The following is a 13,850-nucleotide window of genomic DNA, read 5'->3' as shown; positions in this document are numbered from 1 at the left end:
AAATATACATAATAAAGCGTTAGCTTTTCAATCTTTGTAGGTTTTTTGAATTAGATTATTAATAAGTGAGGAGAAAAAAATTTGTAAATTAAAAATTTTAGAAAAAAATTAATACAATAGACAATCCTTATCAATTAATGATAGAATTACAATTAAACAAGTATTAAAAAAGGAGGAATAAATGAAAGGATATTTTAAAAAAATGTTTGTGCTCTTGTTAGCACTAATTATAAGTATATCTTCTCTGGGAAGTGGTGCTTATGCAGAGAGTGCGTACTTTCGAGATGAAAATCAAGATGAAATGTATAATCTAAACGAAAGTATAACTGAACCAGTCCTAAACCCTGAATACACATACTACATCAATCACAAGGACGAATTTATTTACGGATATATCCCAGAAAAATACATAAACACAAGGGAGAAAAGCAGTCTTAGAACCAGAAATAGAAGGTCTTTAGATCAATTGAGGGAAGCAGGGTTTCCCCAAAAATATGATTCAAGAGAAAGAAATATTATAAGCCCTGTAAAAAATCAGTACATGGCGGGAATTTGTTGGGCCTTCTCATCTCTTTCGACGATTGAAACTCTTTTGCTAAAAGAAGGCAAGGGAGAATTTGATTTTTCTGAAGGCCACATGGCATACAATGCATCTAAGGATGTGGACTTGGAAAGGGGCGGCAACAATCTGATTGCCATGAGATATTTTTCAAGACTGGCAGGGCCTGTTCAAGAAAAAAATGCTAAAGAATACGAAATCTTAGAGAACAATCCAAAAGCAGGTAGCAAAACTTTTGACAATAGGACAGTAAATCTCATGGATGATGCCGACAAACAATTACACGAATTTTATGTGCCGGACATGATAGAGCTAGATTGCAACGTGGATAATATAAAAAAATGTGTCATGGAATACGGCTCTGTTGCGAGTGGATACTATGATGATGACGGTTTTAATGATGCTTATGGATATGAAAAGACCAATCCTAAAGACAAGTATCACAGAGTCAAAACACAAGATTCTGGAAATTTAGGCGAAAGGGCTATAGTCAATCACCAAGTCACAATAGTGGGTTGGGATGACGAAATGAAAATCATCAACAAGAAAAACGAAGAAGCTAGGGGAGCTTTTTTAGTAAAAAATTCTTGGGGCAAGAAAAAAGTCGGAGAAAAAGAGGATGGATTTATGTGGATATCCTATGACTCCTTTACTAAAGGGAAAAGAGATCCCCTATTCATCTTTCCGAGAATAGAAGATGCTAAAGACAAGTCTACTCACATCTATACCTACTCTGACTACAAGGGCAACAGAACTGAAATTGGAAATGGAAGCAATGCCAACGGGGCGATAAATATCTATAAGAGACATACCAAAGAGCCTGAAAAGTTAACTGATGTGAGATTTTATAATAGCTCCAATACCCCGATATGGTATGAGATATATTTGACAGAAGATAGTGACAATTTCAAAACTCAAGAGAGAACTTTCAACTATCAGGGAGAGAAATTTAAAAAACTCATTATAAAAGACAATTCAAATTGGAAAAAAATAGCAAGTGGAAACTTGAGCCATGCGGGATTTTATACAATCAAAATAAATGACGACATAAGCCTATCCAAGGACAAGTTTGCCCTAAAATTCAGAAGCAACGCAAAGACTATTTCTTGTTACGACTACCAAAGCAATCAAGATGTGTCCTTCCTTTATAATGGCCCAGAAAGCGAATCATATTACAACATAGACAGAAACTTCACTCTAGGTGCCTTGACAAAAGAGATAGACATGTCGGCGGTGCAAGTATCTGTCTTAGATAAGTTTGAAAAAGTAAAAGAAAATTATAAGCTTGAAGAAATAAATCCGCTTAAGGTGGAAATAAAAAACATAGGTAACACAGATATAAGCAAGCTAAACATCAGCTTGGAAGGCAAAGACGAGGCATCTTTTGACATAGTTGAAGGTGAGCTTTCAGATGTAAATCTAACAAAGGGTTCCAGCTTAGAAATCAAAATAAAGCCCAAAGAAGGACTAAAAGCAAAAAGCCAAGTGGGCGAAGCTTATGAAGCTTATCTGAGTATTTCGGCAGAAAATTTAAAGCCAGTAAAATCTGACAGCTTTAAATTCCAAGTAGAAAAAGATATAGAAGTAAACAAAGAGATTGTTGAATTTGGAGATGAGGATTTAAAAGAATTTATTTTAGACCTTTTAAAAAATAAGAATCATTCCACAAGAAGGGGTAGAGGCCAGCTTAAAGCTGATATAATTTTAGATAACCCCAACTATGAAAAGGATAAAGATAGCGAAGATCTATATGACTTTGAAATGAAAATGTTCAAGAAATTCACATATAGGGGGAAAGGTCTAAAAGACACTAAAGGTCTAGAAAAAATGACCAATCTCACAGAGCTAGCCTTGCAAGGAAACAAAATAGCAAGCTTGGATTTCTTAAAAGACTTTAAAAATTTGACGATTTTAAAAGTTAATTCTAATGAAATAGAAGACATAACACCACTAAAAAACTTAGCAGGATTAAAGACTTTATATATCAATGAAAATAAAATAAAAGACTTTTCGCCTATAAAAGACTTGAGCTTATCACAATATAAATTCGCCTTTGGCAATCAAAATATCGACATCAAGCTAAAAGAAAATGCCTTTAGCCTAAACTTAATTGACAAAGAAGGCAGAGACTATAATCTGGAAGAGGCAAAACTCGGCTCTAGCTTAAACGGAGATTATCAAAACATAATTGAAAGAGGCGAAAATGGCATTTACAAATTCATACAAAAGCCAGAAAATACGGTAGTAAATATAGGAAAAGCCAAAGATACAGGAACTCCAATATGGATAATAAATATAGATGCATCTGCTCTTCCCAAGCATGAAGATGAAAAGCCAAACCCAAATGAAGGCGGAGGCAATGAAGAAGAAAAGCCGACTCCACCAAGCCAAAGAACAAGGGTAGATTTTGAAATAGACGACACGCTAAAAAATATATCTGTCCTCAAAGAAGCCCTTTTGAAAATTTTAAAATCTGGAGAAAAAGACTTTGAGTCTAAGGATGGATACGGAGGAGAAATTTCTGCTGCGCTTTCTAAAACTTACAAAAAGCCCCAAGCAGAAAATGAAATTTTCGAAGACGAAATGGCTCTATTTACTAATCTAAGCATCACAAAAAACATGTACTTGGTGAGCCTAAAAGGACTTGAAAATGCGACAAACCTAGAGAACTTGACTCTTTTTGAAAACTCAATAAGAAATCTAAGTCCTATCAAGACTCTAAAAAACTTGAAAACTATAAACATGGACTCAAATTATATAGAAGATATCAGTGCTTTGGAAAATCTATCCAGTCTGCAATCTATAAGTTTTATAAATAACGAGATTAAAGACATGGCTTCCTTGCAAAATCTGAAAAATTTGAAACTTATTGATCTTGGCAAAAATGAGATTCAAGATTTGAGTCCCTTGAAAAATCTAGACAAGTTAGAGAATTTGAGCCTATATGACAATAAAATAGAAGACATAAGCACTTTGAAAAATTTGCCAGGCATCAAATATCTTAGATTGGAAAACAACAACATAAAAGATGTCTCGGACCTTGAAGGGCACAAAGTATTCGCAAACTTTTCCTTTGCAAACAATAAAATTTGCGACTTCTCAGCCTTGAAAAATACAATAAGAGGCTATACCTATGCAAGGGTCACAAACGATCAAAGAATAGAGCTCACACCAGAAAAAAGTCCCTTCACTCTAGTTTTAAAAGACTGCAGCGGCAAGAGCTATGACTTGAAAGCAGATTTCATAGAAAAAGTAGGAGAAAACACCTACAAGTACAAGGCTCAAACTAAAAATACAATAAGAGTAAAGGATGATTTTTATAGCAAAATAGAAGGAAAATATGCCTGGATTGTGACAATTGATCCTGTAAAGTTAATGCAAGCTGACAAGGAAAAACTTGAAAAGGCAATAGAAGATGGCGAAAATAAAATAAATCAACTGCAAAAATTGTCGCCAGAAGAAAAGAAAGACTTTATAGAAAAGATTAAAAAGGCCCAAGATCCAGCTCAAATTGAAAAAATAAATAAAAAAGCAGCTAATCTTGATAAGACTAGAAAAGATGAAGAAGCAGCAGCTGATGCAAGGCTCAAGGAGCAAAAGGACAAGACTTTAGAAAAAATAAAAAGTCTTGTGTATTTGACAGATGCTCAAAGAAAAGAAATAGAGACAAAAATTGCAGCGGCATCCGATCTAAATGTCCTCAATGAGATAATTGAAAGTGCTACAAGACAAAATGAAATAAATAAAAATTCTAAAGAAGAACCCAAAGAGGATAAAAAAGAGGACAAAAAGATAGAGGACAAGAAACCTGAAAATAGGTTCGTCTTTGACATTTCCCAAGTACCAAGAGCAAAAACCGAAAAAACCCAATCAAAAGAAGAACCTAAAATGCAAGAAAAGACCGACTATCAAGACATAAAAAATCACTGGGCAGAAAAACAGATAAAATATGCCCTAGAAAAAGGCTACTTCAAAGAAATAGTAGATGGTCAAGATTTCAAACCTGAAGCCAAAATCACCAGAGCAGAATTTGTGTCGATTTTAGGCCGAAGGGCGGGCATAGACGAAAGCAAATTTAAACTCAAAAAATTCAAAGACATAAACTCAAACAAGTATTATGCTTCCTATATAGCCTGGGCATACGAAAACAAAATAATCCAAGGTAGGAGCGAGAACTCCTTTGCCCCGGACAAGGAAATGACAAGAGAAGAAATGGCTGTCATCTTGACGAGATTTAATAAAATCATCAAACTAGACCTGAAAGAAAAAGATGCGAAAAACTTCAGTGATACACATGAAATCTCAAGCTGGGCAAGAGAATCTGTAAAAGAACTTTCAAGGCTAAATATCATAAAGGGCATGGGCAAGAATAAATTTAGTCCCAAGACCGGTTTAACCAGGGCGCAGATAGCAACCATAATCTATACAATCAAATAACAAATCTAAAACAGAGATCCAAGAGGTCTCTGTTTTTTTGATAAAAAAGATGAAAAAATACGAAAAAAAAGTTCGAATAATTAAAAAAATAAAAATAAATAAAACAATAAGATAATTAAAAAATCGCCAATAAAAATAAAAAAATGAAATTCATATCAAAAAAAACACTTAGATTATTGATTTATAGGCAATTTTAACATATGATGAGTGTATATAGATACAAATTTATTCGCCAGTCGAATTCTAATTTACATAGATTAAATTTTTAAAGCTGGAGAAGATATGAAATTTGTCAAGAAGAAAAGGAGAGAATAAAAGGGAACATGGAAAACTATTTAAAGAAGATGATGACACTTATACTCGCCATATTGATGCTCTTATCTGCACCCATTGGGGCCTTTGCAGAGGTTAATAAAGAGGATAACATCAATTATGACATCACACCCCTTATGTACAAGAGGGATGTGAACAAATTGGATGTCAAACCTGCAAAAGCAGATAATGCAAAAGAATTTGTCAAAAACCCAGTGCAACCAAATATCTATACATTTCGTACAGATTACAAGGTACAAAGGGGAGAGTATTATAGAGTCAACTATCAACCCTATGTGGCAACGGTAGGAGAAAAAGCTAGTGAAGATGAAAAGGCCAAGGTCAACAGGGATATTTTAATTCCCGACATGCCGGGCTATGACAAGCCAACATATGCAGACTCATTTAAAATCGACTACAAAACTGTAAAATCAAAAGCGGAAGGTGGAGAACAAACCGCAAATAAGTTTGAGGGAAAGCAAGAGTTCAAATACAAGGCAAAAGAAAATGAAATAAAGGTAAAACACATCTTCCAAAGCTTGGAAGACTTTTCCAAATACACCAATTCTGACGGAAGCGTTACAGATCAAGAAGGAAGATATATAGTGCCTGTAAATCCTTCAAATAAAAAGGGGGACAAAAGCGCCGAAGGTGTTGAAAAGATAACTTTACAAAAGGGCAACACTGGTTCGACCATTACAGTAAATCCTTTGGAAGAAAAAGATAGGCCTGGATATGTCCAAGAAAATGACTACGTCAGCATGCAAGTGCCAGATGATGCCAGCAATTTTAAGATAGAGTATCGCTACAGAATCGCCCACTATGATGTAATATTTGATACAGATGGTGGCACACCAATTCCAAGCCGCACCCTTTATTATTCACAAGAAATTCCAAAAATAGATGAAAAAAGCATACCTAAAAAGGATGGATGTGTTTTCCTAGGATGGAAGCCGTCTAATGATATCGTATCAGCTGATAATAGAAGGTTTAAAAAAGATAATATTATAACTAAGGCTGATGGCAGACCGTCCCTTGATCTAGATGTAAAGCTAAAGATGCCAGCTCTAAAGCTGGGTAACAAGGTAGAAGAAAGAGAAAAGCTTGTTTTCAAAGCCACTTGGAAGGAGAAAGAAAAGGCAGACTTCGCTGTCCAATTTTGGGCAGAAAAGGCAGACCATGCTGATAATGCATCTTTTTTAGAAAAGTACGAATATATAGGTACTCATATCTATAAAGATATTGATAGGGGTTTTAGACCTTATCTAGCTGATATGCCAATAAATGGCATAAAATTCCCTGACCTAGATGATGCCCGTCTAAAAAAAATATGGAGTGGTGCTAAATTTTATAAGAATATGTATAAGGAATTAAACAAGTTTTATGTTTACAACAAAGAATTAACTGAAAGAGAAAATTTAGAACCGATAGACCCTGAACATCCTAACAAGGTTAGAGAAATTAAGCCGGTTTCATCAACTGGTAAAACGGTCTACAACATCTACTATGATAGACAAGTCTACGACCTTTATTTCACCAAATCTAACGCCTTATCTGATAAAGAAACTTTTTACCCTGAGATTTGGGGATACGATTCAAAAAAATATAAGCAGGTAAGATTAGGTGGACCAGGAGACCCTTACCACTTCAAGGCTCGCTTCAACGAGGTGATGTATAAGTGGCCAAACGATGCCATGCAAACTAAGGGCTTTACTCCTGGATTGCAAAGTTTTGGTTGGGGACCAAACTATAGTGCGCCGAATTGGCCAAGGTATTTGGACACCCCTCCTTATAGGCTAAATGCAGATGAGTTTGTCGATATGGAAAACTATGATAGTTGGGGTGGCTATGTGAAAGAAATCGATGGCGGCAATGGTGTAAAGATAAAAGCCAAAGATTTTACAACTATCTCTTTCGGTATAAAACAGCAGAAGGATTCTATCCCTCACCATATGGACTTTTGGATGGATGGATTTAAGCCGAATGAAAAAATAATAGCCTATGACCTAGTTCGGACCAAGGCGGATACATCTTCCCTAACATATGGTCACAAGTACCCAATAGTTCAAGGTTTCACCCCTTATGGTTATAATGCTAAGTCTGGATGGCCAAGTATTAAAGAGGGTGAAGAGGAGCATGGTAGAGTTAGTGAAGATGACATTGATAATATAAACGATGAACGTGAAGAAATTACCCCCTATCCTGAAACAAAAGAGCGACACTATGACATTTATGGAAATGTATGCAATGTAGGCCAACTAAACTTTATAAAAGATTTTTTTAACGATGCTGATGAATTTGGAGATTCTTTGGATGGGGATGAATTTGAAGAAAATGGCTATTTACGATTCTTCTACCATCGCAACAAGTATCCTTTGAGGTTTAACTATGACCCGTCAAAGACCAAGGGCGATGATGAATTTAATAGCACCAACTCCTTGGAAACTTTATACCAATTCCCACTAGTTAACTTAGATCCTAAGATAGTGGCAAAAGAAGACGAAGAAATAAAAGCTGGCACAATAACAAAGAGAGAAAAATTCAAAATAGATAATCCCCAAAATCTGAAGGAGATGGGTCTTAATGAACTTATATTTGTAGATCCTAAAGATGGCAAACTAAAGGTTAAAAGACCAGACAACATCACAGATCAAATGGAATTTAAAGGCTGGGCTCTAGATCCTGCAGGCACAAAACTTATTTATCTAAACGAAAATGAAATTATGCCTACTCACCCTGTCAACCTCTATGCTAAATGGGCAGAACCTGACTACCGTTGGAAAATCACTTTTGATTCTAATGGAGGAAACTTAAAATCACTTAGTGAAAATGAAATCACAACAGAAAGAAAGACCATCAAGGTAGGGGACATAGGATTTGAAGAAAAGAAAACTTATCCTGAAAAAGACGAAAACAGTGATAAAGACAAGCAAATCTTTACTGTAGTCCAAAGACAAAAACTCGTAAAACCAGTGAACCCTGAAAGGAAGGGCTATGATTTTATGGGTTGGGAAGTCATTCGATACAAAAAGAATGCAAAAGGCGACTATACAGAAGAACTAGATGAAGGTAAAAGTAATGACTATAAAGGAAAATACAAAGTTCCCGAACTATACGCTTTTGGCAACGATGTGGTGTCGCCTCTTTATTTAAAGGCTATTTGGGTGCCCAACCAAAAAGTGGATATCAAGGTCAAACACTATATGTTGGACAATGATTATAAGTTAGATGCCAGAATAAAAAATAACCCTAGAGAAGTCACTCTTGAAGACAAACGTGCTGGATATATGGTTGCGACAGTCGGAGAAATGCAAAATAGTAAGTACATCTTGGCTTCCAAGGACGAATTGGGCTGCTACAAGGATAAAGATGGCAATTTTGTAGAGGGTAGATTAGACAATACTGAAAAGGTTATAGATGGTAAGACCATAAAAGAAATATATAAGGACTATAACGAAAAGATCAAGCTAAATAACTCATTTTTCCAAACTTTTGAAGTAGTTCCAAAAAGGATTTTAGATGCAGAGAATAAGCTGATTGATAATCCTAATTTCAAAGAAAATGAATCCAATATCTTCAGATTCTTTTATAGACCTTTTAGAACTCGTAACTACAAGGTCAACTATATAGATGAAAGAGGCAAGGAAGAAATAGAAAATTGCATCAAGAAAATGGAACTTGGAAAGCTTGATGATTTGAAAGATGATGAATACTTTAAACGATTGACAAAAGAAGAGCAAGAAGCGAAAATTACAGATTTAAATAAGGCTAACAAGGTCAAATTCGGCGAAAACAAGGCGGCTTTAAAAGAAATTTTAGATAAATATAGCATTGTGGCTGCGGAAAGTGTAATAAGCCAATGCCGCCATTACGACGCCAGAAACTATAGACCAATACCAGGATGGGTTTTAGCAGATGGAGAAAAGCCGCAAAAACAACTCTTTTATGATGTGAATGAAAACACCAACGAATTGTTGGGCATCAATGGAACTGGAGCCGATGAGATTATTTTCTACTATAAGGATGCAAGAGTTATAGAAGTCACAGATCCAAAAGACCCAGTACCAGATGGTTATGTAAGAGTTACCTTCAAGGTAGATGAGACAAACAAGGGTGGAGTATTTAAGGACAAAGCCGGAAAAGAAGTAACAGCAATTTACTATGATGTAATCAAGGGATTAAAGTCTGATAAGCTTCCTCATCCAATAATCTGGGAAGATGGCAAAGACGCTAGTGGAAATCCTAAAGCAAAAGAAGAAGGCAGATACTATATCACTCCAGATTCAGGTAAGAGCTTTAGCAAGTGGGACAATGAAAAGTGGCTTAATGAGTCAACTGACATCCAAAGGCCCTATACTTTCACTGCCTATTTTGACTGGTCTGGTGCTGCTGCTAAGGGCATGGTCATAACAGAAGCTTTCAAAGATGATAAGGCGGATGCGACAAAAAACTGGTCGAATAAATTTGCTCCGACTCTTGAAAATCTAAAGAAGCAAATTGTTTGGAAAGAAAAAGTAAAGGAAAATGGAAGAGAAAAACTTGTAGAAAAAGAACTTCCTCAAGATACAACTGTTGAACTTTTTGACGACAAAGACCAGGCTTTAACTGATGAAAAAGTTTTTGAATTAGTAAATGAAAAGAAAAAAGCTGACAAGGATGAGCTGGTTCGCACAGTAAATATCAAGGCTAAAGTTAAATTTAAAGATAAAAAGGACACACAAGAGCTTGTTATTCCGATAAAGATTTACAAGAATGTCTACGAAGCCTTGAATGAGAATGCTGACAAGCCTAAATTCCTATCAGATGCAGAAAAACTAGAAGCAAAAGATGGCGGCTTGAAAGATGTAACTGGAGACTATATAAAAGTAAGGGTAAAACCAAACAAGGACTTTGATGCAAGAGACTCAAAAGTTTATTATGTAAACAAAAATGCTTGGGTAGAAATACCGAAAATAGACACTGCAGGCGATTCTAGATTCACAAACTGGACAGCAGACAAGAAAGCACAAAATGAAGAAGAAAAAGAAAATGGCATCTTCGACTTTACAAAGCGCCACAAATTCACAGAAGAAACCTTGATCACACCAAGATCTGCACAAGATGTGGTAGAACAAACAGACCCGGCAAATAAACCGGACGTACCAGCAAGCTATGTAAAAGTCATAATAGACAAGACGGAAAAAGCAGCACTTGAAGCAGACGAAAAACAAAGTCAAACCTTCTGGGTAAACCCAACAAAAGAAGTGGCAATAACAGTTTCAAATCCAAAAGGCAAAGAAGACCAAGAAGTCGAACTAAAAGACAATAATGGAGAATCTCTAGGCACTCAAAAAGTAAAATACAACTTCGACAAGTGGCAAAAGATAAAAGAAGGAGCAGATGACAACAGCTTAACAGACCTAAATCCAGTCTTAGACATAGACTTAGCTAAAAACAAATTCACACAAAAAGTTACCCTAATAAAAGCAAGCTATGAAGAAGAAATAGACGCAAAAGAATTAATAGGAAAAAGCACGATTGCTCCCCTAGATACGCCTAAGGGAAAAGAAATCACATCTGATATATTAAAAGGCAAGATAACTCCACCAGACGGCAAGCAAATAGGCTCAATACAAGTAATTAGCACTCCGAATAAAGACGAGGTTGGAAAAGCGGAAGCAAAAGTAATAATAAAATACACCGATGGAACAACAGAAGGCTCAGACGCAAACCCAATCAAAATACCTGTAGAAGTGCATGATAACATAGTCAAAGCAGGGTCAAATGGAGAAAGACCAAAAGAAGCCCTTGAAAACTATGTAAAAATTACTTTAAAAGCCAAAGAAGGCGGAAAACTAGAAGGCACACTCACAGGCGACTTCATCTATTATGTATCACCAGAAGTAGAAATAGATTTAGAAGCAATAGCAGCATCAATCAAAAAGACACCAGACACTGGATACTTTGTGAATGGAGAAAATTGGACTAATGCAAATGGCAAGACCCTAAAAGGACAATTTGCACAAGAGGCAGTTTTCGAATTTGAATTTGAAAAGTCAAATGACATAATTACTAAAACTGATGATAGCGTTAAAAAGCCAGAAGGCTATGTAACAGTCACCTTCAAAACAGATGGCAATGGAAAAGTAGATGGCAAAGATGAAATAGTCTACTTCGTAAATCCAAACGCTGGTATTAAAATAGGCCAAACAAAAACACCGGACAACAAGACCATAGTAATACCAAAGGTCACTGCGAATGAAGATTGCGAATTTAAAGAATGGCAAGAAAATATTGACGAAGGTTCAGTTATCAAAGGAAACAAAGAATTTGTTGCTATCTTTAAAGCAATAGAAAAGACGGTAACATTGATTTATGAAAATGGTGGAGCTGATGTAAGAGGAACAGTGCCAGATGCTATAAGGGTAAAAGTTGGTACCGTAGTTAACTTGGCAAACAAAGGCAAATTACAAAAAGAAAATGCGGTATTTGCAGGCTGGAAGATAGATGACACAACTTATGGAGAGGGAGATCAAATAACATTAAATGAAAATAAAACAGCCATAGCCCAATGGACAAGCACTAAGCACACCGTAACCTTCATCTCAATGGGAGGAAGCAACGTAAAAAGTCAAGAAGTTTCCCATGGACAAAAACTACAAGCCTTTGACGAACCAAAACTTGAAGGCAAAGTATTCGTCGGTTGGAAAGAAAAAGGCAAAGAAAATGAGGCCGCTTACTTCGATTTAAACACAAGCATAGAAGAAAACAAAACCCTAATAGCTACTTGGCAAGACCCAGTAAAAGAAATAAGAGAAAACGACCAAGTAGAACCACAATTTATAAAAGTAAGCTTCAAACAAGAAGCAAATGGAAGTCTAAACAAAGAAGAAGTCACCTACAAAGTTGCAAAAGACCTATCCTTTGAAGACGCAAAACAAGCCGGAATGAAAGTGCCAGAAATAAAAGCAGCAAAATACTACAAAGCCATAGGCTGGGACAAGGAACTCAAACTAGAAGGACAAGACATAGTCTTTAACGCCAAATACGAATCAGAAGACATCATCCCAATAGATCCAAACATACCAGACGACCAAATAAAAGCAAATAGGCCAGACGGTATGATAATCGTAACCTTCAAAGTAGCAGAAGCTGATACAGACAAAGCCTTCATAAAAGCTATAAGAAAATTCTACGTAAGAAAAGACAAAGAAGTAACAATAGACCCGCCAACAGTCTACAACAAAACCATGGACTACACATTCAAAGGCTGGGAAGGAAAAACTCTTGAAAACAACAAACTAGTCATAACCTTCACAGAAGACACAGAAATAAAAGCACTTGGAGCAAGCCTGCCACAAATGGAAATCCAATTACCAAGAGCAGGCTACAAGACAGTCTATGTACTAAGCAACCTAAATGGTGCAAGCGGAAAACTCGCAGTAAAAATAAATGGAACTTGGAAAGAATATACAGCAGAAACCAAAACTGTAAGAAGCAGAAGGGGAAGAAGAATAATAAGTCAAGACTTTACAACCTTCACCCTAGAAAAACAACTAATAGCAGGAGATCAAATCCGTTACTGGGCTGAAAAAGACGGAGTAAAATCCGAAGTAAGAGAATATACAGTAAAAAGTTTTAACTAAGAAATACGTAGAATATGTATAAAGAAAAGAGCAGTTTGAGACTGCTCTTTTTTTAAATATTTAATTTTTCATAAAAAAACGGCGACCTCAAGTCGCCATAAAAATTATTTTAGAGTTTGGTTTGACATTTCATCGTCCTTAGACAAAAGGTGGATGAAGATGTATTTCGCCTTATATATAACAATCATGATTAAATCGTAAACTATCAAGGCTAGGACCTTGTAACCAACTGAGCCCAAATTATTTAAAAGAAGCTCGGATGCTATTGGTGGGCTTGTGAAAAAACCGTAATCTGATTTTAAGAAGAAGTTCACTATGATTAAAAAGATATTAAAACATAGGGTAATCTTTCTCACAGTAGAAAGGGGGAGCTTGTTGTTTCCGTCTTTAGCAACTACCACCGTCATCATAAAGAGGACGCTGTGGTAGAGGAAAAATAAGACGAGAAGTATATGGGGGAAGGCAAAAGGATCTGGAATCGGATGCAAAAGTGCCAAGATGCCACCCATGAGTCCCCAGTAAAAGATGATTGTACCCAGAGCATTGGAAGGTCTAAGAAAGTAGATAAGAGAGAGTATGGCAACTATCCTACAATGATAGAGGGGCAGGGACTCTTTAAGACCTGAATAGCCTGTGAATATATAAAAACCGTATCGGTTTACTATATCAAAAATTAAAAGCGAGGCGAGAACTTTTTTTAATTTTCCTATTTCATCTTTATTTAATCTGGATGCCAGAATAACTAAGCTGGCTACAAAAAGAATAAATGCCAGATGCATGGGTGAATAGGCTTTGAAAGCCCCGTCAGGCTGTGTTCTATAAAATTCTTTTAAAAAGTTCATAATTCCTCCTTTGGATAGTAAGATTCTATCATAAGAGCTTAAAATCTTGCAAGAGAGGATTTTTGTAGTAAAATT

The 13,850-nt window shown here is 35.9% G+C and carries 3 protein-coding genes; 2 read left to right on the top strand and 1 reads right to left on the bottom strand.

What is annotated here, in order from left to right; all coding sequences use genetic code 11:
• The first annotated feature begins 181 nt into the window (after nucleotides 1-181).
• Complete coding sequence (locus tag LV469_04765; GenBank protein UHR01970.1) at nucleotides 182-4,996, top strand: S-layer homology domain-containing protein; 4,815 nt, start codon at nucleotides 182-184, stop codon at nucleotides 4,994-4,996.
• Between the two features lie 323 nt (nucleotides 4,997-5,319).
• On the top strand, nucleotides 5,320-12,933 hold the full coding sequence (locus tag LV469_04760) for an InlB B-repeat-containing protein (GenBank protein ID UHR01969.1): 7,614 nt from the start codon (nucleotides 5,320-5,322) through the stop codon (nucleotides 12,931-12,933).
• A 104-nt stretch (nucleotides 12,934-13,037) separates the two neighbouring features.
• Here LV469_04760 and LV469_04755 read toward each other — a convergent pair whose 3' ends face one another.
• Nucleotides 13,038-13,775, bottom strand: a complete 738-nt coding sequence (locus LV469_04755; protein ID UHR01968.1) for a TIGR02206 family membrane protein — start codon at nucleotides 13,773-13,775, stop codon at nucleotides 13,038-13,040.
• Nucleotides 13,776-13,850: the final 75 nt, after the last annotated feature.

This window comes from Peptoniphilus sp. GNH (assembly GCA_021307325.1).
Classification (GTDB): domain Bacteria; phylum Bacillota; class Clostridia; order Tissierellales; family Peptoniphilaceae; genus KA00134.
The sequence above is the reverse complement of the archived record's forward strand: the minus strand, read 5'-3'. Positions and strand labels throughout refer to the sequence as shown.